Below are 24,160 nucleotides of genomic sequence, written 5' to 3'. Positions count from 1 at the left end.
ATGAAAGGGAGAGCAGCCTTGCTCCGCATGCGGCAATATATGAATGAATGTTAATGAGTGTCAGTTTGTCTTTGAGCATATTTCTGAAAATGTCTGGGTCTGATTGCAGGAAGGTAAGGAGAGTGATTAACTGCGATCCTGATTTTTTATCGGTACTCACTGTAAGCTGAACATGAACAGCAAAAAAAGAATTCAAAGAAAACTGCTGAAATATCATAATCCTATTAAAAACTCTCATCATCAGTCGGATATGGCAGGTGCTGACCTGCGGTTTATGGATCTCCGGAGGCTTAACTTGCGCAATATTAATTTATCGGGATGTGATCTTTCGTTCAGCGATCTTCGGGGGGCTGATTTCTCTTATGCTTCACTGACAGGGGCGAATTTCAGCCACTGTAAAACTGAAGGTGCGATTTTCAGTCACGCAGATTGTACCGGCGTGAATTTTTCCGGGAGTGATGTTCGAGAAACCCGGTTTACCGGGGCGCTGACGGAACTGGAGAATATTGACAGTGACACACTGTCATCCCAGCCGCTCATCTCCGTCTATATGCCCACCTGGAATCGGGAAACGCTGACGATCAGGGCCATACAATCGGTGTTGAAGCAGGACTATGAACACTGGGAACTCATTATAATCGACGATTTTTCATCGTCATTTGAGCAACTCCAGACGTATATTGCCGATCTGAATGACCAGCGCATTACCTATGTCCGCAATGAATTTAATTCCGGGGCCTGTGCTGTACGGAATCAGGCAATACGAATGGCCCGGGGCTATCTGATAACAGGTCTGGATGATGATGATGAATGGTTGCCGACACGCCTGTCCTCTTTTCTTGCCTGCCAGTATAAACTTCAGCAGCACGGCTTTTTATACGCCAATGATTACCTCTGCGACAGTATCGGATACCACCATCCTGATGAGTTGCAGGTGTATCCGAAACCGGCCTATAAAAAGAGTCTGTTTGATAAGCGGAATATTATCGGCAACCAGATGCTGACCTTAACCAGTAGGATGCAGCAGGTTCTGTTCGATGAGCGCCTAACGGCCGCACAGGATTACGATGCCTTTTACCGGCTGGCAGAAACCTTCGGCGATCCTTTCAAGCTGGATGCGATCACTCAGGTGCTTTATGTCAATCACGGAGAGGTCCGCATCACTTGTTCAGGACGAAAGTTTGCGGGTTACCTGGATTTTTACCGTAAGCACAAAGCCAAATTAGACGTATCGAGTAAAAAATATCAGCTTTTCACCCTGTACTACATCCGCAATAAAAAGATGCGCCCGCAAACGCTGATGAAACTGATGACGCTACGCAATCTGAAACGCTATCTGATGATGTATTCCAGCTTCCGGAACAGGAAGTTCTAATGCGGACAGATAATGAAAGATCTTCGGTCTTTAGTATCGTGGGTTAGTTCAGGTTGAAAGTTGAGGCGATTTATGAGACGTCACAGCTTTCATTTTTCGCTCATAGTGGGCATCCTGTTTTCCAGAGATGTCCCCTTTGATTAAGGATAGCGTTGCATCGATCTGTTGAACTCACAGCTCGAAGCAGCCTGTTAACTTCTGGCGGCTAAAAAAATAGGTTTAACGTGGGAAAATTTCCGTTTTCCAGGCGGACCCCAACTTCAGCACTGAACGTACTTCAGGTAGCAGTCGACTTACTATCTTCAAACTTTGTATACCCCCTCCGTTTATATGTATATTTCATCGAATATTAAGAACAGTTATCGAGATTTTTTGGACTTAGTCACTGATAGATACCTTAATGATCAATATACTAATACCTTCGCATGGGAATCAAGGGTGGACCGTTCAATTCAGTGCTACACTATTTTTTTGTTTTTGTGGAAACACTTTGTAGATATGACTATGAGTGGTAATCTCTAAGGGTAATAAATAATGTACTTAAAGGCTGTTTCTAATATTACGCTATCTGCATTAATGTTCGCTTTGGCAGGGATGATCGTCAAATATGTTTCTTATAAGATGGATGTCTTTTCATTAGTGTTCTGGCGAAATGTTTTCAGCTTTATCTGCGTATTGTTTGTGGGTTGGCATTCTGGAAAATTAAGCTTTAAATCTGAAAGAAAAAAACTGCATGCACTGCGGTCACTATTTACATTTTTTGCACTCATTACCTACTTCTATGCCGTTAAGAATACGGAGCTGAGTACAGCAGTGTTACTTCAGCAGACATCACCAGTTTTTGTCCCGATCATTTCATTTCTGGTGTTCAGAAGGTTGTCAGATCGCTATGTTTGGATTGGCACATTTGTCGGGTTTCTGGGCGTCACAATAACAAGCTGCATGGTAACGCATAGCATCAATGGAGGTGATTTATCAGGCATCATTTCGGGTGCAATGGGAGGGGCAGCAACGATTACAATCTGGATGATGTCAGATACAGAATCTCCATATCGACAAATGCTCTTTTTTTCTCTGTATACCTTACTCTATTCATTCGTGTTTCTTCCATTGGTATGGGATTCTTTTAATCTCTCCCTCCTACCTTATTTGATTATTCTTGGTGTGATAACTACTCTGGCACAATACTTCCTTTCTGTCGCATGTGCCAATGCTCCGACTGATAAAATCGTATCATGGAGCTACCTTTCAGTAATATTTGCTGCATTACTTGGTTACTTAGGCTGGAATGAAAAAATAACGATTAGTATGCTGTTAGGGATGATTCTAATTGTCCTTGGCGCGGAAATTTCATTAAGAAAATAAGTATAGGTTATTCTTTTGTCGCATTTATAGATGCACGCTTTAAAACTTTAAGGACCAGAATTCCAATGTCCGCAATTCGCTGCAAGCGGACCTTATGACCTGGCTTTCTGTCAGATCCGGGCCAAGAGAGGACATTGCTGACCCTTAGGTGCTACTGTCAGTTAAGGGAGATCACATACCGCAAAACATCGATTGGCTACATATTCGCAGAAATGCAGCCGTTCGGATGTTTTTTTCCTCTTGCAGAACTATCAGAACCTTGCACTATTTATTTCGTTTCACCTCGTATTGCAGGCACACTACGCCCGACGGGAAAACTTTACTATTCACCAGCATGAGTGAGGTTCTGTCTTTTATGTTTTTGAACAAGGGAATGCCTTGTCCCAGCAGAATCGGATTGACGAATAGCCAATACTCATCGATAAGGTTTTCCGCCATTAGCGCATGAGTCGCTGAGGGACTGCCAAACATTAAGATTTCGCTGCCCGCGTTATGCTTGAGCTTGCTGATTTCGTCGCTTAAATTGCTACTGATAATTTGCGTATTAGGGTGATTTTTTTCCAACAGGGTTTTCGACAACACCACCTTGTGGGCAGATTTGTACCAACGCGAATGCGTATGATCATGCTGGCTGGCGTCAGGCTTATCGGCAGCAGTTGGCCAGTACGACTCCATCATCTGATAGGTGGTACGCCCATATAAGGCGGTGTCGGTCTGCTGAATCCGCTGCTCGACGTATTCAAACAAGTCGGGGCTTATGCTTATCCAGGCCAGACCCGCCGGGCCCTCAACGGTAGAAGCGACAAAACCATCCAGCGACACATGGACAAACGAAACTATTTTTCTCATGATTTTCTCTCTGATTAAGTTTTGATTACATAGCCCGTGAGCCGCAGATGGGTTACAGCAATGTATTCAGTTGAGCGCGGGCTTCCGGGGAAAGATCCAAAGGGTGGCGATAGTCCGCCGCTTCGGTGGCACGGGTGAACAACGCGACTAACCAATCATAGACATAACGCGTGGCAGCGTGGGCAGGGCGCTCACCTAACTGCGTCAGACGTTCGGTATTACTCGCCGTCGGAGCAAACAGAGTACTGCTTTTCACTACGCGGCTCGCCGGGCGTGAGTCGACGGGCATATCCGCGTAGCCCAGCCATGCCAGGAAATTACTGATAGTGGCCCTCAGGCGTGCGGCGCTTGCGCGCTCATCCGGAAGGACCGCCTGCAGCTGTTTTGGCAAATCGAGCCGGTAGCTGGTGATTATCAGACAATCTGCCAGCTGCTGGAGCACCGCCGGAGCAATTCCATAGCGACGTGCGTGGGATTCGCTGCGACTCCACTGGCGCAGGTAATTCACCCACAGCGCATGAGCCTGAAAGCCGCTGTCCTGTCGAGCACTGCCGCTGAGCTGCGGATCGTCCGGGAGAGCGAAAAGATCCATGTTATCGCTGAACAGTTCACTGACTTTTTCTTCACGTGGCTGCTGCACCTGACTGAGCTGTTCGAAGGTGGAAAGTGGAGGCAGTAAGCCTTCCAGCAGCTCGCCCAGGGTCGCAGCGTGGCCCTGCAACTCACGGACGAGATTTTCTGCCTGGCGACGCGCGCTGGCGGGATCGTTCTGCGGCGCGTGCTGCCAACAGACCATAATCTGGCGCATAGCCTGTCGCTGACGTTCACTCAGGCGTTCGAAACGCGCCGCGCGCAACGCAGGTACCGTCGCCTGTGACAACCATTCGATCAGCCGTTGCAAACTGCTGCCATCAAGCGCCTGTAACGTCCCCCAACGCTGGCCCGGCTTCTCAATTAACAGTTGAACGGCTTCGTCGAGATTCAGCTTCCGCACGAAGCGGTCGTCCTGCGGCGTAATGGCCCACACCAGGCCCGGTAACGCGCCGTCGTGCAGCGGTTGAGTGTCGCCGACCCAGCGCATCAGCGCCCGGGCATGGGTTGGGATTTGCGCGCGTGTGGCCGCCGCATTACAAATCAGCAGCAGATCGGGCTGCATCTGCTGGCGATAATGTTCCAGCAGCCAGCGGCATTTACTGGCCCACAGCGCATGGTCAGTTCCCTGGGCGGGCTGCGGGATATCAATCAGGTCGACGTTATTCAACACGCCATTATCAGTGGGCAAGACCAGCTCAACGGTCAGCAGCGCCAACGCGTTTAGCGGCAGACTGACAGCATTGTGTAACTGTTCGTCGATCAGCGGATGCACTACCGTTTCGCCTTCTGGTTCGCTCTCTGGCGTCAGAAAACCCTCTGCGGGTAAGGTGAAACTGTCGACTAGCAGGCTGAGCGGTGCGGCCAGTTCGCGTGCGTTTCCGCATTGCTGGAGCACATGCGCCAGCGTCAGCCACTGGCGGGTTAGTTCCTGCTGCTCACCCCACAGCAGCGCCCAGGCGCTGGCACGCGCGCTAAGGTCGAGACACGGTAACAGCTGAATAAACTGCTGCCACAGGGCGTCGTCAATCTGCTGATGTTGGGCAGGCATATTCGCTTGCCAGAAGTGAGCGATAGCTGCCACATCTTCTTCATTAATCCCCGGTACCGGCTGCGTCTGACGAAGCGATTGCCAGGCATTCAGCCGCGCGGCCACCACCGATTTTTCTACCTGACGCACCACGCCTTGCTGCCACGCATGGGCGAGAAACACCTGCACCAGTTCTGCTTCGCGCATAATGCGCAGGCGTAACGGAAAGGCGTCGTCCGGGGTTTGCGCGCAGTGGCTAAAACGCAGCGCCATCCGCGTCACGGCGTGACCGGGGTTAAGGTGCGTGAAATAGTCGAGTGTTTTACTGCCGGCGTACACCAGCAAACGGCCGTTACCGCTGCCGCAAAGGGTGCCAAGCAGGTGCGCTTTTGCCGCCTGCGAATGGCCGTATAGCGCAATGCTTGCCGGGGCGGACTGCGCGGTTTCCAGGGCCGTTTCCTGCGCTTTCAGCTGATACAGACGCGTGAGTAACGCGTCGGCGTCGGTATCGAAAAGCGGCGAGGTCCGACGGTTCATGTGGGTCCAGTCGATGATATTTTTCAGTCGGCTCATTTCAGGTACACGCTCCCGCTGTCGATCCAGTAGTGGCTGCCGCTGTGGCGGCGGTCGGCCAGAGTATTCAGTTTTAGCGTCAGGGCGTCCGGCGCAACCGGTGTGCCGTCCTGAAGCCAGGCGTCGGCCAGCACAAAGGCTTCCGGGCCTTCCGCTTTGTTGCCGCCGGTGAGCTGCAGGCGAACCTGCAACACGCCGTCTCCGGCGATGGCTTTTGCCACTTCCGGCGAGTTGATGCTCAGGGTGTACAGCGGCGTCGCGGGCCAGCGGGCATTGGCGAGCTGACGGAAACCGAGTGTGACGTTGCCGCGCAGCGGGAAATGCACCCGCGTATCGACCTTCGCCCCCGGTTTGTCCAGATCGAGCTCTGAATACCAAATATTTTCTTCGCGCAGCGTGTTGACGGTGCTGTCCAGCACGCCGAGATAGCGTACGGTGGAGTAGGCGCCGATATCCGCCGCTTTAAAATTAAAGCGCGGCAGACGTAAATCCAGCGCCAGGCTGCACAGCATCGCGCCGACGGCGGCGGTGGATTTCGGGTTGCCGATGCGGCCTTGCTGGCTGAACGGATACCATTCGTGAACGTGATAGCTGTCCATCCACACCATGCGATTCACCGGCACCGGCTGCAAATAGCGGATCAGCGCCTGAACGCCCGGCAGACAGCCCGGACGCCCGGTCACCAGTAGCACGTCGCAGGCATAATGAGAAATCGCTTCGCACACCGCATGCAGTGGGGCGGCGATGGTAAATTCGCCCGCCAGCATTGCATCGTGTAAATCGCGGAAGCTGACCTGCAACGGTGTGGCGAATAGGTCGAAAGGCTCCGAACCGGCTGGCTGCGCGTGGCTGATTGCCTGACCGACATAGTTCATCACGTTGCGGGTCGGCGTCTGTGGTAACAGTTCGCCGAAGGTGGCATGCAGGCCTGCCAGCGGATCGTTGATGTCGCTCTCTTCCCACGCACCAAGAATGGCGTGACCAACAGGCATAAACAGCTGCAGGGCCGTTTGCTGCCGCAGCACGGCCTGCGTATCAATACGCCCGGAATCGCCAAACAGCGTTGCCATCAGGGCTGGCGCATCGGCAATACCGGATTTTTGCAGCTGAGTTTGCAGCGCGGGCAGCACACAGCGCTGAATAATGTCGAGCAGAATATCGTCGCCTGCCACCTTAAACCCTTCGCGGAACAGCAGCTGCGGCGTGATTTTGACGTTGCTGCCGGTGCCTTCATCCAGGCGATAATGGGTGATAGCCATATCGGTGGTGCCGCCGCCTAAATCGATGGCCGCCACGCGCAAGGCGCGACCTGGACGACTACTGGGTTCCGGGTCACGATCCGGGCGGGCAAGGGCGGCGAAGAATGCTTCAGTCTGTCCGCCAAAGTGCGACATTGCCTCATTATACAGCCATACCAGCTGCCCACAGCTGGCTTCATCCCACTCCATGTGGATTTTTGGCACCGGAACAACGCTTTTGTCCTGCTGTTTTTGCGTCACAAAATCGTCGTCCTGCGGGTGCCAGCCCAGTGCTTTCCACACCAGGGCAATGGCTTCAAACATGCGGCGACGGAAAATCTCGCGTTCTTGTTTCGGCATCGCCGACGGCAGAGTCAAAATCAGGGTACGCAGCTGGCGAGGCGAGGACGGGAAACCGAGGCGCTGGCGTGTCGCCACGCTGTTGATTTGCCCCAGCGCCTGCGACAGAATTTCGCACAGCATATGCGTCATCAGCGTGCTGCGGCTGTACTGCGGTGAAAACACCGGCATCCGCTCATCCTGCGGTAGTGTAAACAGTGGTTGTCCGTCATCATTCATCAGATAAGCCAGCGGAAACGCGGCAGCCAGCGGTTCGCGCTGAGTCCGGCTGTTCACCTGGCTGAAGCGCCAGTCCTGAACGGTCGGTGTTTCATCCCATAAATAGCGGCGCGGGCTGGAGATCCCACTGTTGCCTTCGGTGCCCAGACGCTGCATCGCCAGCTTGCGGGCTTCATCGCCCACGCGAACGATTGACGGCCAGACGAACGCATCTTCGCGCCCGCTTTCCACAGAGAAATGCTGTTTACCAAAGCGCGCTTCGGAGAACTCCAGGCGGCTGGTGAACAGTGGGGCATTGAGGAACTGCGGTTCACTCAGCGAGCGTACCTGTAATTCTGCGGTCTGGCGCAAACCATCGTTGGCATCGCCATGATCTTCGATGATCACCCCGCAGGTATGGCTGTTGCCGACGTCCAGAATCAAATCCACCGGGATCGCCGGGGTACTGACGGTGGCGGTGGCGATTTTCACTTCCGGCACGCTGAGCTGTTCACCTAACAGGGCCAGCAGGTTCAGCCAGTGTCCCTGATATTCAAAGCCGCGCATCGCCTGGGCAATGTCACGCTCGCTGCGGTTTTCTTCCACGCTGGCGTGATGACTGAACACTTCGCGTAGCCAGCCGTCAATCCAGGTCTGGTCGAGGAAATCCGCGACTTCTTCATCGCGCCAGGCGAGTGCAAAACGTGTCCCGTTCAGCAGGTCATTTTCAATCGGGGCCAGAGCGGAAGGGGCGTCGTCACGAATTTGGCTGTCGAGGGCGATGGTGACGCGGTGGGTGTTTCCGGCGCTGTCCGGATCCGGCAGTTTGCGAATTTGCACTCGCGCCCAGTTGTCCGGGCCTTCGACAAACGTGCGGGGTGGATTAAAACGCAGGAACGGCAGCGGTAGCCAGACGCCGTCGAGTATTGCCAGAGATTGCTCAAGCGGCAAGGTGCTTTCGGGTTTCACCACTTCAGCCTGCTGGCCGTCAATAGCAGGCAGCGTGTAGCGGCTGTTGACGATGTCGTAGTTCAGACGCAGCAGCGGACCGTTAGCGGTTTTGCGCACGAAGCGTCCATTGCTTAAGGAATCCTGTGGCGTCAGACCAAAATCGAGAAACTGCACCCCGCTGTTGGCAATCAGGGTAACGCTTTGTTGATAATCACATAGGGTAACCAGCATTAGCGCGCCCCCACTTTACGGAACGTCAACGGAACGACGGTGTTTACGTCGTAGCGTCCGGTGCATTCCGCCACGTCGCTGACGCCTGCTTTACAGGTAATTTCTGGAACCGGATAGCGTGAACCATCGCTGCAACGCGCGTTGCCACGGCTTTTTACCAGCAATTCGCCGTTCTGATGCAGGCCGGAGAAAACTTCAGCCTTACAGACCACATTGTCGCCATGCACCAGACGCGCGTTGCCTTTATTGTTGAGAATTTCATAGCGAAGAGACGGGGCTTTACCGGTGACCGGATCTTTCACGTCGACCAGCACACGCCAGGTGCCGTTAAGGAATTTGGTCGTGCCAGCGCGCATCTGATCGGCCTCCATCACCAGCGCATCTTTCGGAATGGCAGCGATAATCACCGGTTTTTCTTCCGGCTTCTCTTCTTGCACCGGCTCTTTGACGCTCGCCAGATGCAGCGGCAGGGAGTGCGTCAGTTCTGGCAGTGCAGGTGCCGTTGGTTTTGTCACAGCGATGGGGTCCACATGGGCCAGGATCGGTTCCGCGGAGGTCGTCGACCGAGGCCATAACAGCGGCCCGGCAATGGCGGCGACGAGTACGGCCGCCACCGGTAAGCTCCAAAGCGGAATGCGGCGAGAGGCTTTCTGCGCAGCGACGTCTACTGGGGCCTCTGGCTCGACGTTTTCTTCAATGGGCTCAGGAAATTCTTGTTCTTCTGCGGCAACGCTCATTACCAGCGGCGCGGCCAGTAGCGGCTCATCGGCCTGGCTGAAGGTGACTTTCAGCGCGTCTTCATTTGGGATGTCTTCGTAAAGGTCGACAACGGGTTCTGGTATGGGCGCTAAATGCAGGCAACCAAACAGTTCCTCCCGGGCGCTTTCGTTCAGATTCACAAAGCCCCAGAAGGTGATAACCGGTTTGCCGCCGACCAGGAAAACGTGATTTTCGCCGGGAAACTGTAACGCTTTTTCCAGCAACGCGCCGAACAGCTGCTGCGCGGTTTTCTCGGACTGTTGACATTTGCGGGCCAGGCCCAGTGCGCCATCGGCCATCATTTCCAGCTGACTCAGCGCGCGTTCACGCAGGTCTTCATCGGCGGCTTTCCACGCCAGCACGTCGCCTTCAACCGGCGAATACCAGTCCACGCGATCGCCGTCATCGTTGACCTGCGGGATAGCCAGACACTCCACCAGCGTCTGCTGTTTGCGCAGGCGCAGCGTCTCACGAATCTGTAATGCTGATGCAAATACGGCCTGGCCGCCGCCGCCCACGGACTGGAAATCGTCCAGACTGCCGCTGCGTAATAGAGTTTTTGCCACGTTCTTATCCCATCGACTTTTTCACACCGCTACTCTAACGCAGGCGGGAAGGGGATAAACGGGCGAGGAAAAGCCAAAAACAGCAAATACTCTGGCTATTGAAAACGCGTGAAACGCTTGCTTTTTGACAAAGTTCTTAAGTGAAATTATTGGCCAATAAAACGGCGAAATTTGCTGGGTAAGCATAACCTGATGCATTTTGGTTATTTGCCAGAATAACCCCCTTGTGCTGTGATTAAGCTTCGATTACCCCAAATAATAAGAGCAAAAGGCTTATAACTATGTCTCCAACACCGACAGGGAAAACGCTGCTGGCCCTGGCCCTCAGCGCATTGTTACCGGCAGGGGCCGCGATGGCGGCAAATAATGACACCCTTATCTACTGCTCCGAAGCGTCACCAGAGTCATTCAACCCGCAGATTGCCAGTTCGGGGCCGTCGTTCGTTGCCAGCTCACAGGTGCTGTACAACCGCCTGATAAATTTCGATCCGCAGAAAAACACCCCGATCCCCTCTCTGGCAACCACCTGGACTATTTCCCCGGATGGTAAAACCTATACCTTTACCCTGCGTCAGGGCGTGAAGTTCAACAGTAATAAATTCTTTAAACCGACGCGTGATTTTAACGCCGATGACGTTATTTTCTCGGTCATGCGCCAGAAGGATGAAAATAATCCTTATCACAAAGTATCGCAGGGGAATTACGAATATTTCACCGACGCGGGCCTCGATAAACTGATTAAAGACGTGAAGAAGATTGATGATTATCACGTCCAGTTTGAGCTAAACGAACCAAACGCTTCTTTCCTGGCCGACTGGGGAATGGATTTCGCCTCGATTCTTTCGGCTGAATACGCCGACGCGATGATGAAAAAGGGGACGCCGGAAAATGTTGATACCTGGCCTATTGGCACAGGGCCGTACGCGTTCCAGCAATATAAAGTTGACTCGCTGATCCGCTATGTCGCTAACCCGAACTATTGGGATGGCGAGGTACCGACGAAACACCTGATTTTCTCCATCACCCCGAATGTGGAAACCCGTCTGGCGAAACTGCAAACCAACGAATGCCAGATTATCCCCGCGCCGTCGCCGGTGCAGTTCGGCGTTATCAAAAAGAACAAAGATTTGGTGCTGCATTCTGTGGATGCGCTTAACGTCGGTTATCTGGCGTTTAATACCGAGAAAAAGCCGTTTGATAATGTGCTGGTACGCCAGGCGTTGAACTACGCAACGGACAAAAAGTCGATCGTCAATGCGGTGTTTATGGGTTCCGGTTCGGTCGCAAAATCACCGCTGCCGCCGAAAATGCTGGGTTACGACAGTAATTTGGCAGACTACGGTTACAACCCTGAAAAAGCCAAAGCGCTGCTAAAGCAGGCAGGGCTTGAGAAAGGCGCGGAAGTGACGCTGTGGTCGATGCCAGTCCAGCGCCCGTATAACCCGAACTCGCGCCGTATCGCCGAGATGATCCAGAGTGACTGGGCGAAAGTAGGCATCAAAGCCAAAATTACTACCTACGAATGGGGTGAATATCTTTCCGGGATGCGCAAAGGCGAACACGATTCGGCACTGTTTGGCTGGATGTCCGACAACGGCGATCCGGATAACTTTGCCGACACGCTGCTCGGTTGTGACAGCATAAAAACCGGCTCCAATGCCGCGCGCTGGTGCGATAAAGGGTATGATGGCCTGGTGAAAAAAGCCAAGATGACCAGCGACCCGGCCGCGCGCGCGAAACTGTACCAACAGGCGCAGGAGATTTTCTACCAGCAGGCTCCATGGATTGCCCTGGCCAACGGTAAAACCTTCTTCGCCACCCGCAGCAACGTGACCGGCTACAGTGTCAGCCTGATGGGCAGTGATTTCTCGAAAGTGAAGCTGAATTAAGGAGCAGATATGTCACATTTGGATGAGGTAAGTACCCAGGTAGACGCGGCCATTGAGGATGGTTCTATCATCGGCATGAATGAATTGCTGATTGTGTTGAGCGATGACGCAGATCTAAGCCGGGAAGATCGTTATACCCAGCAGCAGCGCCTGCGCACCGCAATCGCCCACAAAGGCCGTCATCACAAGGAAGAAGAGGACGCACGGCAGGAAAGCCTCACCAAAGGTGGCACGATTATTTGAGTGTTTGCTTTATGGCATTCCCCGGTAATGGGGGGAATGCCATTCCCATACTTAAAATCTTTCCAGTACGAACACGGTATTTTCCTGAAACTGGCGTTGGCTATTAACTTATCGTTATATTGATGGGGTCAATAATAAGTGATATGACGCGCTCTTAAAAATCATTGAATTCCGTAATGCTATATATATTCTGAATTGATATAAATCAAAGTCTAATGAATTAGCTATAAACCTCAATCCACATGTAAAAATATAACAATAAAATCAGCGAGATGATTTACGTCGGGTTATTTTCTGAATAATCCCCTCAGTATAATGCACTTTGAAGTTACCACCAGGCAAGATATCTATCTGATTAGGTAATGTTTATAATCTATTTGGCTATTTTATTTGATATGGTACGTCATTTAACGTGTGGTTAAATGACACGGCAGTTGTCTATTTAACTCTGAATCTATATAAACTCAATATATTGCCATGCTTTAAGTGATGATTTCTCTCTACTGAGCAGCAGTCTATGGATGATGAAATATAGCGCAGGAAATTATGGATCATATCAATGACAAATAATGGATTGTATTTTACGCTGAATGTAAAAGGGTTACCCGGTGAGACTTTTTCGGTCGTGGGCTTTACCTTACAGGAACAATATTCAGCCCTGTTCTCCCTCGAACTGGAGCTCGCCAGCGCGATACCTGCTGTCGATTTTGGTACAGTCTTGGACAAAGATATTACGCTGACGGTTTGGCGTGATGCTGTCATACAACGTGTTGTTAACGGCATTGTGGTGTCGATGGAGCAGGGCGACACCGGTTTTCGCCGCACCCGCTATTCACTTTCGGTTCGTCCAGCGCTCTGGCGGGCCAGTCTGAGGCGTAATTCACGGATTTTTCAGCAACAAAATCTGCAAACTATCGTTGAAACGCTGCTGGGTGAGCATGGTATCAGTAATTACGCCTATTCGCTGCGCTATGAACATGCCGTCCGTGAGTTCTGCGTCCAGTATCAGGAGGACGATTTAACATTCATTGAACGCATGTTTGCCGAGGAAGGTATCTTTTACTTCTTTGAACATGACGGTGACAGGCACACGCTGGTCTTCGCTGACCACTGTGGTGGCCAGAATGCCGGCCCCGTTTTACCCTACAACACCGCCCCGGCTCAGAAGCCCTGTATCACGACGCTGCGTCGGCGTGAAAGTCTGCGTCCGACAGACGTCCTGTTAGGGGATTACACCTTTAAAAATCCCCCTTGGGATGCGGTTTACCGCGATCACGCGCGGGATATGCAGCATCAAAACCAGCGCTATTTTCATTACGATTATCCGGGGCGCTATAAAGATGACTCCGGGAAACGCTTTTCCCGCTGGCGGGTGGAAGCGCTGCGTAATACCGCCCATCAGGGAGACGGGGCTTCTAATTACGCCGCCCTACAGCCGGGTACGGATTTTACGCTGACTGACCATCCCCGCGAGGAGATGAACACTCGCTGGCAGATAACCCGTATTACCCACACCGGCCACCAGCCGCAGGCACTGGAAGAAGAAGCCGGTGAGGCGGGAACCACGCTGGTCAATCAATTCACCTTTATTCCCCGCAACCAGACCTGGCGCCCTCTACTGACGGATAAACCGCGTATCGATGGGGCGCAAATTGCCATTGTCACAGGGCCCCCAGGTGAAGAGATTTACTGCGATGCGTATGGTCGTGTTCGGGTTCGTTTTCTCTGGGACCGGTCAGGAAAAACCGATGACAGCAGCTCGTGTTGGATACGGGTCTCCCAGCCCTGGGCGGGAAAAGGCTGGGGAAGCCTGGCCATTCCGCGCATCGGCCATGAAGTTATTATTGAATTTCTGAACGGTGACCCCGACCAGCCGGTGGTCATCGGGCGAACTTACCATGTCAATAATTTGCCGCCGGGTGGCCTACCCGGAACCAAAACCCAGATGAGCCTGCGCTCCCAGACCCACAAAGGCGCTGGATTTAACGAACTGCGTTTTGAAGATGAAAAGGGCAAGCAGGAGGTGTTTATCCATGCCCAGAAAGATATGAACACCAAAATATTACATGATCGTACGATGACAATAGCCAACAACGATACAGAAACAATTGGAGGATTTCAGAATATCACGGTGGATAAAGATCAGACACTGACTGTGAAAGAAAACAGAATAGAGAATATCACTGGTAATGAAACGATTACAATTGGTGGAGGCGAAGATGTTACCGTCGATGGGAGTTATACGCTAACAGTTAAATCAGACTCCTGTAAAATTATACGTGGGGGAGCCAGCATAGAATTAATGAATGAATCTATTGATTTAAAAGTGGGCGCTGCATCTATTGCAATGAGAGCGAGTGGTCAGATTGAAATTAGTGGGGCAACAATTAAGATTACTGGAGGCGGAATTGTTGACATTGATGGTTCCGAAGTACAAATCAACTAACAGTGATTTCGTTAATTCAACAAGGGATTGGTTAAGAAAATGAACGAAAATAGTGATGGCGTGATAAAAACGAATGATTCACTGCCGCGCATTACAAAATATAGGGTTGAGCAAGAGATTGCAATAAAACTTAATGACATCCCTGTTAACAGCACTCAGGTTAAAACGGATTATACTATAACACATAGTGAAAATGAACCTCTGTTGTATTTCGTGCATGTTGATGATTATATTTCAAAGATATCTCCTGATGCACATCAGCCGTTATTAGATGTAGTGAAAGAAATCGACAGGTTAAAAAGTAATGTTGCTGTGTGGATTCATCCCTCGACAGGAAAGCCTGTGAGCATAATGAATCATCAACATATCATTATTGAATGGCAAGAGTATAAAAAAGAGTTTCTCAAAAAGAATGAGTTTATTCGCGCCGAAGAAGTAAAACAGCATGTTATTAATTTCATTTCAGCCTTCGATGAGCAAATTCTTTCCCATGAACAGTTAGTGTCTAATCTGGACACTCAAATATTCTTTACCACTTTTTTTGATCGTTTTTTAGTTCGAACGCAAAATTTTGAGCGTGACGTGTTGATGGAATTTAATTCGCAGCTTTTTGAAAAGGTGGTGACGCCATTAACTGTAACGCAGCAGATCATACAGGAATCACCTGAGAGCGTTGTGGTGCGCAAAACGGGAAAACCAACTGGCTTTATTGATGTAGATGAAATAGAACGGCAATATAACCAAAAATACAAGCCATCTCTTGATTATCAGTTTTCAATTTACTCTGTGGAATATGATTCTCAGATTGAATTTAATACACTCGGTAAATATTTGGAATATGCAGATGTCCGAATGCGAGAGCGAGTAGAGAGTAATCTTGAACTGGATATTAGTTGCCGAATTCGGAGGAAGGTCTAATGGCTCAATCATTTGTTCGCCAGGGGGTTAATATTATTTGCAGCAACATGACCGTGTCATCCCCCAGAAAATTAGGCTTGCATCCGGATAAAGTACTCGTGAAAACTGCAGGCATTACGATAAACACTGTTGTTCCTGCGCCATTGTTAAATATTCTGGATAAAAAACTAGACGATTGTTTTAAATGCAAAATGCCGAAAAAAGTGTGGGGCGGACTGGCTGCATTTTTTGCAGGCATTGCGATTGTGGCAGTTGTTATAGTCGTGGTGGTTACCGCTCCTGTGTCGGGCCCCATTGTTGCCGCAATAGCCGGGGTTGCGACTGTGACATCCGCTGTTGTTGTTGGCTCAGCCGCTGCTGTGGGCGGTATAGCATCCACAATCTATGCTGTTTATAAGCTAAGTCATGAATGTGACAAGGTTTTCGATGCACAATGGAAGTATTTCCACAATACGGTTTTATTTGAAAAACAATATGCACTGCTCAATCATTCATATTTAATGTGCCCAGTCGGCGGCAGACTGAATATTATTATTAGTGACCCACTGGCTTCACAGGCTGCAAGATTAATATCCAGCGCTAACAACAAAGAAGTTTGGCTTCAGTGGACAAGTAAATTTATTACAGGCGTTTTAGCTTTTGGCTTCGGGAAACCTATTGGCGTAACTATTGCCTCAGGGATGGAAATCTATAGCACAATGACAGACAAAGGTCTTTCCAACCAGAGTGCTAACATTTTCGGCGAGGCGGGAAAAGCGTTGCAAGATCACGCAGTGAGTACTGCAGCAGAGGCAGCAGTTAAGCATAGTTTAATCCGCAACGGTGGGATGATGATTTTAAATGTCGCCATCTACGCGGAGGGGAAAGGGATTTTAACCACAGCACAGGCTAATAAGATGTTAGATTGGTTAGTCAGTAATGGGAAAGTTTTTTCCTGGAATGAGTTTCGTGCTGAATTTAAAAAAGGGATAGTCGGTGCGTTGTGTGGTTTTGTGGTAGATCAAGTGTCTAATAGGGGTGAGCGCTATTATGAAAAAGAAAGTAGAGATGCTAGGGACTCATTAGATAGGAAAGACCAGAACGATGAAAATCATATCAAAATAATTTCCATGCTTAAATAAGGAAAAAGTAATGATTAGGGGGTTAGGTTATACTTTTGGTATGTTTATTGGCATCCCTATTTTACTCATAATAGTGAATTTTTTGTTCTTTCGTGGTAATCAGGTAACTCAAAATGAGGTTACTGAATATATTGAAGAGTCAAAACTTATTGAAGTTGTCGTTCCTGGAGGGGTTACACGCATTTCAGAAGGCTACTATCCCAAATTAACTCAGGGTGATAATGTAAAAAGTATCTATCGAATCATATTTTATTCGCAAGAGCATCATAAATATATGATGTTGATTACTTTCGATGGTTATGATTTTCGTGGAAAATACAATCATGATAACAATGATCTTAGAAATACCATAATTTATTATGGTGGAAGTTTCTTAGTTCGCGCTAACAAGGCGCAGTGGAGTGATCCCTCTTATGGTTCTGAAGCGAACCCGGTCCCAGTTTTCGGTGTGAAAGTCATTAAAAGTGGAACCGGAGAGCCTGATGCGGAATTTGATGTCCCGGATAATCTTAATCGTATATTTGTTGAGCAATACCTTGACCATTTTTTATCTAAAGAGGATTTTAAGAAACTCTTTGGATAAAAACACCGAGAGGAAACGCAGTGGAGCCCATACGGATTCCTCTGTTTGCCTAAGAAAGACCAGAATGATGAAAATCATATCAAAATAATTCCCATGCTTAAATAAGGAAAAAGTAATGATTAGAGGATTAGGTTATACTTTTGGTATGTTTATTGGCATCCCATTGATTCTCGTAGTAGTTAATTTCTTTTTCTTTAGAGGAAATCAGGTAACACAAAATGAGGTTACTGAATATATTGTTGAATCTAAACTTATTGAGGTTTTTATTCCTGCAAAATCTACAGAAATTTGGGACAGTTACAACCCTAAATTAACGCGTGGTAATAATTCAAAATGTTTTTTCCAGATAATGTTTTACTCACAGGAACATCATAAACATATGGCATTGATTACTTTTGATGGTTATGATTTTCGAGGTGAGTATCATTATGATAATAATAGAACCAGAAATGATGTGATTTATTCCGGTGGAAATTTCTTAGTTCGCGCCAACAAGGCGCAGTGGAGTGATCCCTCTTATGGTTCTGAAGCGAACCCGGTCCCAGTTTTCGGTGTGAAAGTCATTAAAAGTGGAACCGGAGAGCCTGATGCGGAATTTGATGTCCCGGATAATCTTAATCGTATATTTGTTGAGCAATACCTTGACCATTTTTTATCTAAAGAGGATTTTAAGAAACTCTTTGGATAAAAACGCCGCGAGGAAACGCAGAGGAGCCCATACGGATTCCTCTGTTTGCCTAATCATTGTTGAAGAGTAAAACTGGGTGAATGGTAAAGAACGCTCAGAACGATCGCCTGGCCACCAGCCATGCGCCGACGACCAGCATCACCGCGCCGCAAACCGGGCCGACCAACGCGCGCCACGGAATGCCCTGCTGGCGCAGAATATCCATTGCTAACCCGCCAATTAACTGGCTGGCGACCAGCACCGCGATCGTCGTTGCCGCGCCCACGTATTGATAGCCGCTGATGCTGGCAAAGACGAAAAATGAGCCCAGCAGGCCGGGGATTAACGTCCACCATTTGACGCTCGAGGCCAGTTCCTGAAAGCCGCCCAGCCCGTGTTTAATCAGCAGAATCGACACAAACAACACAATACCGACAAGCGAATTGAGCAACATGGCAATGAGGATAGTCGATGCCGATTGGGTGATGCGTACCATCAGCGTGTTCTGGATAACCAGACCGATACCGGCGGCAATCAGAAAGGTGAGGGTCAGCGACTGGTTCATCCGCGGGCGTCCGGATCCTGGCGATCGTCGAGCTGTAACTGCATAAACGTCAGATCGAGCCAGCGCCCGAACTTGGTCCCGACCTGTGCCATTTGCGCGGTGGTAACGAAACCGAGCGTTTCGTGCAGCTTCAGCGATGCCTGATTCTGCGACTCAATGCCCGCCACCATGACGTGTTTACCGATGTGTCTGGCCTCAGAAATTAACTGAGTCAGCAGCGCACGGCCGAGGCCTTTACCCTGATGCTGGGGGTGAACGTAAACGGAGTGCTCGACGGTATGACGAAAACCATCGAATGCGCGCCAGTCACCAAAAGAGGCGTAGCCAGTCACAGCGCCGTTTTCTTCGCTAACCAGCACCGGATAACCCGCAATCTGGCGGGCTTCGTACCACGCGATGCGGTTATCGGTATCAACGGTTTGATCGTTCCAGATGGCGGCGGTGTGCAGCACCGCGTGATTATAAATTTCCGCGATCGCCGCGCAGTCTTCAATGCTCGCGTAACGAATGTTCATGGCTGGCCTCAGTGTTCACTATAGTAGTACGGTATAGATACTATAGTTCTGTTCGGTTTGACAAGAGGGCGGTGAGGCTGTGGGTAGAAAACCGCAGAAATGCACTATAGTATTACGCCATGAATACTATTGAAGACAATCTCAACCAGCGCATCAGCGCGCGTATTCGCATTGAGCGCGAATCCCGGGGCTGGTCGCTGAGCGAGCTGGCAGAACGGGCCGGTGCGTCGCGGGCGATGATCCACAAGATCGAACGCGGTGACAGCAGCCCGACGGCGACCATGCTCGGGCGGCTTTCCGGTGCGTTTGGGATAAGCATGTCCACTCTTATTGCCAGGGCGGAAATGCAGGAAGGCAAGCTCCTGCGCCTTGCCCATCAGCCGGTGTGGCGCGATCCGCAAAGCCATTATTTACGCCGCCACGTCTCTCCGCGCAGTGATTTACCCATCGATTTAGTGCAGGTCGAACTGCCTGCGGGCAGCGATATCCCGATGCCCGCATCGTCGTATGCCCTGGCGCGTCAACTGATTTGGCTGCAGCAGGGAGAACTGCTGTTCATCGAAGGCGACACTCGGCATGCGATGCAGGCCGGTGACTGTCTGGAACTCGGGCCACCGAACGACTGCCGCTTTGTGAACGAAACCGATCAACCCTGCATTTACCTCGTCGTGCGACTGAATCATTCAGGCTCATAAAGACAAGGCGCAGGTGCGGATTAACGTCCAGGATTAATAGCTGAATTCCCAATAAGGAGCAGATCATGAGTCAACAGACATCACGTCATCGTCGCTGGGTGCTGGCATCGCGTCCACACGGCGAACCGGTACAGGATAATTTCCGCCTGGAAGAGGGCGATATTCCGACGCCGGGCAACGGTCAGCTGTTGCTGCGTACCGTCTACCTTTCGCTCGATCCTTATATGCGTGGCCGCATGAGCGACGCGCCGTCCTATTCACCGCCGGTAGAAATCGGCGCCACGATGGTTGGCGGCACGGTCAGCCGCGTTGAGCAGTCGAATCATGCCGATTACAAAACCGGGGACTGGGTGCTGAGCTACAGCGGCTGGCAGAACTATGAGGTTTCCGACGGGCAGGGGCTGGTCAAACTTGGCGATAGCCTGGCGCATCCGTCATGGGCGCTGGGTATCCTCGGGATGCCGGGCTTTACAGCGTACATGGGCTTGCTGGATATCGGCCAGCCAAAAGCCGGTGAAACGCTGGTGGTTGCCGCGGCTACCGGGCCTGTGGGGGCGACGGTCGGGCAGATTGGCAAGATTAAAGGCTGCCGCGTTGTGGGCGTGGCAGGCGGTAGCGAAAAATGCCGTCATGCCGTGGAGACACTTGGCTTCGATGTTTGTCTCGATCACCGGGCGGAGGATTTCGCTGAGCAGTTGGTAAAAGCCTGCCCAGATGGCATTGACGTGTACTACGAAAACGTCGGCGGTAAAGTCTTTGATGCGGTCCTGCCGCTACTGAACACCTCGGCCCGCGTGCCGGTATGCGGTCTGGTGAGCGGCTACAGTGCCACGGAACTGCCGGCCGGGCCGGATCGTTTGCCGCTGCTGATGGGCACGTTGCTGAAAAAACGCATTCGCATGCAGGGTTTTATCATTGGTCAGGACTACGGGCACCGAATCGGTGAGTTCCAGGCTGATATGGGCCAGTGGATAAATGACGGTTCGATAAAATATCGTGAACAGGTCACCGATGGGCTAGAAAATGCGCCAGAAACGTTTATCGGTATGCTAAAAGGTAAAAATTTCGGTAAAGTTGTTATTCGTGTCGGCACCGACGGGTAAAAAAACAATAGCGGCGCCATGCGCGCCGCAACTTTTCGTGCAAAAAATCCATTAGCGTCTTTAATTAATCATGCAATAGCCTATTGGTATGCTGTGTACGGACTAAATTAACAACCTAATAATTAAATAGTTAATATTTATAGCAGATTGGTCCATGTTATTTCCAGCACTACCCACGATACAGGATATATCCTGGTATTGTGCTGAGTTGTTTATTCGCAGGCCGTAATGAGAACAATGATTATGGAAACAGGAAATAACCATGCTTGATTTTGAAAAAGCGCAACGTATGAGCCTGACGATGCAGGTCGAAGTGAATTTAAAAAGCGCGTTGATTATTGGGGCACTGAAGCCCGGAGCTCGCCTGGTAACCCGGGATTTGGCTGAACAGCTCGGGACCAGTATCACCCCGGTGCGGGAAGCGCTACTGCGGCTGGTGTCTTCCGGAGCACTGCAGGCCACACCGGCCCAGGCATTTTTAGTGCCGGAGGTGTCGCTCCAGCGGTATAACGAAATCAATCAGATCCGTAAAAAGCTGGAAAGCATGGCAGTGTCTACGGCAGCATCGCTGATGACGGAGGAAAAACTGCGGGATTTGCGTCGCCACGTTGATGCTTTCCATAATGCGAAAGCGCAGGGCGATATGGAGGGAGCATTACAATCTAACTGCCGGTTCCGTTTTCATCTGTATGACTACGCTGAGATGCCGACGCTGACTGCGCTCATCGAACAGTTATGGGTACGCATAGGGCCGTGTTTTAATTTTTTACATCCGCTGCCGTGCGAAATTTTTAAACAGGATCGGTATTATGACGATCTGTTGAGCGCGCTGGAAAAAAGGGATCAGGTGGAGAGTGGGGCGGCGATTTGTCGGGCTATCGATCAGGGTGCGGCTATTTTGCAGCGCCAGTACGTAAATTAATGCAGATAATTAATTTCGGTAATTAACAGATAACATGCGTGCCGGGTATTCCGGCACGCTGATATGGCTATTTAAACTAATTATGTTACTGGAACTGATAGGCCACCGATAAACCCACACCATAATTACGGCCAGGCGCTGGCTCGTAATAACGACCGTTAGATTCGTTCACAATTACCGAACCTACGTATTCGCGGTCGAACAGGTTATCGACGCGGCCAAAGACATCCATTTTCCAGTTGTCGGCGATGTTGAATTTATAACCGGTGTTCAGGCCGACCACGGTCCACGACGGCGCTTTGGCGGTGTTTTCGTCATTGGCCATGATATCGCTCAGATAGCGGATATCGCTGCCTGCATACCAGCCCATCTCCGGCTCATAGCCAAACGAGGCGTAACCCATGTTACGGGCGATGCCCGGAATACGGTTACCGTTGCAGTTGGCATCATCACAAACGTTGCTGCGGTAGGTCGCGTCCAGCCACGTCCAGGCGGCTTTCAGTTTCCAGCTTTCACCAAACTGTTGATCGAGCGACAGCTCCGCGCCCTGACGACGGGTTTTACCGGCGTTTTTATAGGTGGTGCGCCCGCCACTGCTGGTGTCGGTCACGATTTCGTTATCTGTGTCGGTCTGGAACAGGGCGGCGGTCAGCAGGCCATTGCCAATACGCGTTTTGCTGCCGATTTCGACCGTTTCGTTAGTCGATGGCTCAAGGCCAAAGTTCAGCCCGCTTTGGTTATCCGGGCGATAGGAAAGCTCGTTGATGGTCGGCGTTTCAAAGCCGCGTCCCGCCGAGACATATACGTTCCACGCATCGGTCACCGCATATTTCAGAGAACCTGCCGGAAGCCATTTATGGTAGCTGGCATCGCCGCTGTCGTCGCCGTTACCCGGTGCGACGTAGAAATCGTTGGAGTCGAACCACACTGAGCTATAGCGCACGCCTGCGTCCAGCGACAGTTTGTCGGTGAGCTGCCATTGAGTTTGCAGATACGGGTCGAGGTTCCACATCAGGTTACGCTCGTTACGGCGCATTGCGCCTTTCTGCCCGTAGTCCGGCACGCCGTTATCCATCACAAAGTTTTCGTAACCTTTGCGCTTCTCGCTCATGTTTTCGTAATCGAGGCCGGTGGTAAACGTGACTGGCACCAGCAGTTCACCGCGGTGCGTCCAGCGGGTATCAATGCCCTGATAATGGCGGTCGAGGTCGATCACACCACCGGAGTGTGAAGGGTTGAGTTGCGGACCCATTGGGATTGACTGATATTGCGTGGTCTGGCGTTCCCCGGCGTACATCATCACGCTGAGGTCGTCGTTTTCGCTCAGCTGGCGTTCATAACGCATACCCGCCTGGGTCTGTTTGATATCTTTGCGGGTGTTGTACTGAGCGCCACGTGGCGATTGCTGCGGATCGGCGCGCCATTCGTTGTAGCTCAGGCCGCCCGGATCGTTAGCTTTAATGTCGACGCTGTTAAACATCAGGGTCAGTTTGCTGACGTCGTTAATGCGCACGCCGAGTTTGGCGTTGGCGAGGTTTTTACGCGCGCCGCTGTGATCGCGATAACCGTGGGTGTCGAAACGGGTGGTAGAGACGGTGTAATCCACGTCTCCTGCCTGCGTACCGTCGCCGACTGCGCCGCTGGCTTTCAGGCCGTAACGCCAACTGCCATAGCTGCCGTAATAGCTGCTGGCTTCAATGGTGGTCGGCTGCTGGCCGGTTTCGGTGGTGACATTCATCACCCCGCCGGATGAGTTACCGTACAGCGCGGAGAATGGGCCGCGCAGCACTTCGATATCTTCGACGCTGCTGATGTCGATGTTTGAGGTCTGACCCTGGCCGTCAGGCATTGTAGCGGGAATTCCGTCCACGTACAGGCGAATGCCGCGCACGCCGAAGGTCGAGCGAGAGCCGAACCCGCGAATAGACAGCTGCAAATCCTGGGCAAAGTTCTGACGATTCTGTATCTGCAGGCCGGGCACCGCACCGAGGGATTCAGACAGGTTCACGCGCGGTGTAGCGTGGCGCATGTCGTCACCATTCACCACGCTCACGGCGGCGGGTGTATCGAGTTCAGAGACGGTTTGTGGGCTGGCGGAGACCACCATCGTCTGTTCATCGGCGGCGAACGCGTCTGGCAGTGGAAGAAGCGGCAAAAGTAATGCCGGAAGCGCGGCCCTGCGGACAGTAATGATTTTCATGCAATTCTCGTGATAATGAACCAAATGGAACAACTGTGAATATGTTAATGCTTTTGTAAATTATTTGAAAATCATAACGGCACTTAACGTTAAACGAAGGTTTAACAATGGCACATTTCCAGCGAAACAGCGGAAATATCACTGCCCTTTTAATCTAATAATGATTACTATTCTCAACAACTAACGTGGCGCAAAGACGCTACGAGC

19 protein-coding genes and 1 pseudogene are annotated in these 24,160 nt (G+C 50.9%); 13 read left to right on the top strand and 7 right to left on the bottom strand.

Going from position 1 to position 24,160, the window contains the following annotated elements; translation table 11 throughout:
- Positions 1-172: 172 nt before the first annotated feature.
- From MUU51_RS07040 to MUU51_RS07030, 3 genes and pseudogenes are all read left to right on the top strand, one after another.
- Positions 173-472, top strand: a pseudogene (locus MUU51_RS07040) (pentapeptide repeat-containing protein); the annotation flags it as partial.
- Positions 473-520: 48 nt separating this feature from the next.
- Entirely contained in the window at positions 521-1,375 is an 855-nt protein-coding gene (gene wcaA / locus MUU51_RS07035; protein WP_258967540.1) for a colanic acid biosynthesis glycosyltransferase WcaA, read from the top strand.
- 534 nt (positions 1,376-1,909) lie between these two features.
- Positions 1,910-2,740, top strand: a complete 831-nt coding sequence (locus MUU51_RS07030) for a DMT family transporter (protein ID WP_258967454.1) — start codon at positions 1,910-1,912, stop codon at positions 2,738-2,740.
- A 264-nt stretch (positions 2,741-3,004) separates the two neighbouring features.
- On the opposite strand, the gene MUU51_RS07025 is transcribed toward MUU51_RS07030, so the two are convergent.
- From MUU51_RS07025 to MUU51_RS07010, 4 genes are read right to left on the bottom strand one after another with little or no spacing between them, the layout of a single operon-like run.
- Positions 3,005-3,589, bottom strand: a complete 585-nt coding sequence (locus MUU51_RS07025; protein WP_159768705.1) for a dihydrofolate reductase family protein — start codon at positions 3,587-3,589, stop codon at positions 3,005-3,007.
- Between the two features lie 52 nt (positions 3,590-3,641).
- Positions 3,642-5,783, bottom strand: a complete 2,142-nt coding sequence (locus tag MUU51_RS07020) for a virulence factor SrfC family protein (RefSeq protein WP_258967453.1) — start codon at positions 5,781-5,783, stop codon at positions 3,642-3,644.
- Positions 5,780-8,761, bottom strand: a complete 2,982-nt coding sequence (locus tag MUU51_RS07015) for a virulence factor SrfB (RefSeq protein ID WP_258967452.1) — start codon at positions 8,759-8,761, stop codon at positions 5,780-5,782. The genes MUU51_RS07020 and MUU51_RS07015 overlap by 4 nt, the downstream gene beginning before the upstream one ends.
- Positions 8,761-10,086 (bottom strand): SrfA family protein, encoded by a 1,326-nt coding sequence (locus MUU51_RS07010; RefSeq protein ID WP_258967451.1) that lies wholly within the window; start codon positions 10,084-10,086, stop codon positions 8,761-8,763. The genes MUU51_RS07015 and MUU51_RS07010 overlap by 1 nt, the downstream gene beginning before the upstream one ends.
- 281 nt (positions 10,087-10,367) lie before the next feature.
- On the opposite strand from MUU51_RS07010, the gene MUU51_RS07005 reads away from it, so the two are divergent.
- The 7 genes from MUU51_RS07005 to MUU51_RS06975 all read left to right on the top strand — a co-directional run bounded on the left by MUU51_RS07005 (position 10,368) and on the right by MUU51_RS06975 (position 17,974).
- Positions 10,368-11,975: an ABC transporter substrate-binding protein gene (locus tag MUU51_RS07005; protein WP_258967450.1), complete on the top strand. Its 1,608-nt coding sequence runs from the start codon at positions 10,368-10,370 to the stop codon at positions 11,973-11,975.
- Positions 11,976-11,984: 9 nt separating this feature from the next.
- On the top strand, positions 11,985-12,218 hold the full coding sequence (locus MUU51_RS07000) for a DUF2526 family protein (RefSeq protein ID WP_159768690.1): 234 nt from the start codon (positions 11,985-11,987) through the stop codon (positions 12,216-12,218).
- Positions 12,219-12,777: 559 nt separating this feature from the next.
- The gene (locus tag MUU51_RS06995) at positions 12,778-14,664 is read left to right on the top strand and encodes a type VI secretion system Vgr family protein (protein ID WP_235033614.1); all 1,887 of its coding nucleotides are present in this window, start codon (positions 12,778-12,780) and stop codon (positions 14,662-14,664) included.
- 39 nt (positions 14,665-14,703) lie between these two features.
- Positions 14,704-15,582 carry a hypothetical protein gene (locus MUU51_RS06990; RefSeq protein WP_258967449.1) on the top strand — a complete coding sequence of 293 codons (879 nt, stop codon included), beginning with the start codon at positions 14,704-14,706 and terminating at the stop codon, positions 15,580-15,582.
- On the top strand, positions 15,582-16,703 hold the full coding sequence (locus MUU51_RS06985) for a PAAR-like protein (protein ID WP_258967448.1): 1,122 nt from the start codon (positions 15,582-15,584) through the stop codon (positions 16,701-16,703). The genes MUU51_RS06990 and MUU51_RS06985 overlap by 1 nt, the downstream gene beginning before the upstream one ends.
- Positions 16,704-16,713: 10 nt before the next feature.
- Positions 16,714-17,286, top strand: a complete 573-nt coding sequence (locus MUU51_RS06980; RefSeq protein ID WP_159768681.1) for a DUF8188 family protein — start codon at positions 16,714-16,716, stop codon at positions 17,284-17,286.
- Between the two features lie 115 nt (positions 17,287-17,401).
- The gene (locus tag MUU51_RS06975) at positions 17,402-17,974 is read left to right on the top strand and encodes a DUF8188 family protein (protein ID WP_258967447.1); all 573 of its coding nucleotides are present in this window, start codon (positions 17,402-17,404) and stop codon (positions 17,972-17,974) included.
- Between the two features lie 94 nt (positions 17,975-18,068).
- On the opposite strand, the gene MUU51_RS06970 is transcribed toward MUU51_RS06975, so the two are convergent.
- Together MUU51_RS06970 and MUU51_RS06965 are read right to left on the bottom strand one after the other, a co-directional pair.
- The gene (locus tag MUU51_RS06970; RefSeq protein WP_258967446.1) at positions 18,069-18,518 is read right to left on the bottom strand and encodes a DMT family transporter; all 450 of its coding nucleotides are present in this window, start codon (positions 18,516-18,518) and stop codon (positions 18,069-18,071) included.
- Positions 18,515-19,033, bottom strand: a complete 519-nt coding sequence (locus tag MUU51_RS06965) for a GNAT family N-acetyltransferase (RefSeq protein ID WP_258967445.1) — start codon at positions 19,031-19,033, stop codon at positions 18,515-18,517. The genes MUU51_RS06970 and MUU51_RS06965 overlap by 4 nt, the downstream gene beginning before the upstream one ends.
- A gap of 119 nt (positions 19,034-19,152) precedes the next feature.
- Between MUU51_RS06965 and MUU51_RS06960 the strand changes: the two genes are divergently transcribed.
- The 3 genes from MUU51_RS06960 (at position 19,153) to MUU51_RS06950 (ending at position 21,753) form a co-directional block, all read left to right on the top strand.
- A complete protein-coding gene (locus MUU51_RS06960; protein ID WP_110508130.1) occupies positions 19,153-19,728 on the top strand; it encodes a helix-turn-helix domain-containing protein in 576 nt (191 codons plus the stop codon).
- 65 nt (positions 19,729-19,793) lie between these two features.
- Positions 19,794-20,831 (top strand): NADPH-dependent curcumin/dihydrocurcumin reductase, encoded by a 1,038-nt coding sequence (gene curA / locus MUU51_RS06955; protein WP_159768669.1) that lies wholly within the window; start codon positions 19,794-19,796, stop codon positions 20,829-20,831.
- Between the two features lie 262 nt (positions 20,832-21,093).
- Positions 21,094-21,753, top strand: a complete 660-nt coding sequence (locus MUU51_RS06950) for a GntR family transcriptional regulator (RefSeq protein ID WP_159768666.1) — start codon at positions 21,094-21,096, stop codon at positions 21,751-21,753.
- A gap of 85 nt (positions 21,754-21,838) precedes the next feature.
- On the opposite strand, the gene pqqU is transcribed toward MUU51_RS06950, so the two are convergent.
- Positions 21,839-23,953, bottom strand: a complete 2,115-nt coding sequence (gene pqqU, locus MUU51_RS06945; RefSeq protein WP_258967444.1) for a TonB-dependent receptor PqqU — start codon at positions 23,951-23,953, stop codon at positions 21,839-21,841.
- Between the last annotated feature and the right edge of the window lie 207 nt (positions 23,954-24,160).

Origin of the sequence: Scandinavium manionii (assembly GCF_024764775.1) — a bacterium.
Lineage (GTDB): Bacteria > Pseudomonadota > Gammaproteobacteria > Enterobacterales > Enterobacteriaceae > Scandinavium > Scandinavium manionii.
Note: the sequence above shows the minus strand (reverse complement) of the source record. Positions and strands in the feature narration are given on the sequence as shown.

Coding starts and splice junctions, on each gene's coding strand:
- MUU51_RS07030 (WP_258967454.1), top strand. CDS start 1,910: ATGTACTTAAAGGCTGTTTCTAATATTACGCTATCTGCATTAATGTTC.
- MUU51_RS07015 (WP_258967452.1), bottom strand. CDS start 8,761: ATGCTGGTTACCCTATGTGATTATCAACAAAGCGTTACCCTGATTGCC.
- MUU51_RS07005 (WP_258967450.1), top strand. CDS start 10,368: ATGTCTCCAACACCGACAGGGAAAACGCTGCTGGCCCTGGCCCTCAGC.
- MUU51_RS06980 (WP_159768681.1), top strand. CDS start 16,714: ATGATTAGGGGGTTAGGTTATACTTTTGGTATGTTTATTGGCATCCCT.
- MUU51_RS06985 (WP_258967448.1), top strand. CDS start 15,582: ATGGCTCAATCATTTGTTCGCCAGGGGGTTAATATTATTTGCAGCAAC.
- MUU51_RS06950 (WP_159768666.1), top strand. CDS start 21,094: ATGCTTGATTTTGAAAAAGCGCAACGTATGAGCCTGACGATGCAGGTC.
- MUU51_RS06990 (WP_258967449.1), top strand. CDS start 14,704: ATGAACGAAAATAGTGATGGCGTGATAAAAACGAATGATTCACTGCCG.
- MUU51_RS06995 (WP_235033614.1), top strand. CDS start 12,778: ATGACAAATAATGGATTGTATTTTACGCTGAATGTAAAAGGGTTACCC.
- MUU51_RS07000 (WP_159768690.1), top strand. CDS start 11,985: ATGTCACATTTGGATGAGGTAAGTACCCAGGTAGACGCGGCCATTGAG.
- MUU51_RS06975 (WP_258967447.1), top strand. CDS start 17,402: ATGATTAGAGGATTAGGTTATACTTTTGGTATGTTTATTGGCATCCCA.
- MUU51_RS07025 (WP_159768705.1), bottom strand. CDS start 3,589: ATGAGAAAAATAGTTTCGTTTGTCCATGTGTCGCTGGATGGTTTTGTC.
- MUU51_RS06960 (WP_110508130.1), top strand. CDS start 19,153: ATGAATACTATTGAAGACAATCTCAACCAGCGCATCAGCGCGCGTATT.
- MUU51_RS06965 (WP_258967445.1), bottom strand. CDS start 19,033: ATGAACATTCGTTACGCGAGCATTGAAGACTGCGCGGCGATCGCGGAA.
- MUU51_RS06970 (WP_258967446.1), bottom strand. CDS start 18,518: ATGAACCAGTCGCTGACCCTCACCTTTCTGATTGCCGCCGGTATCGGT.
- curA (WP_159768669.1), top strand. CDS start 19,794: ATGAGTCAACAGACATCACGTCATCGTCGCTGGGTGCTGGCATCGCGT.
- pqqU (WP_258967444.1), bottom strand. CDS start 23,953: ATGAAAATCATTACTGTCCGCAGGGCCGCGCTTCCGGCATTACTTTTG.
- MUU51_RS07020 (WP_258967453.1), bottom strand. CDS start 5,783: ATGAGCCGACTGAAAAATATCATCGACTGGACCCACATGAACCGTCGG.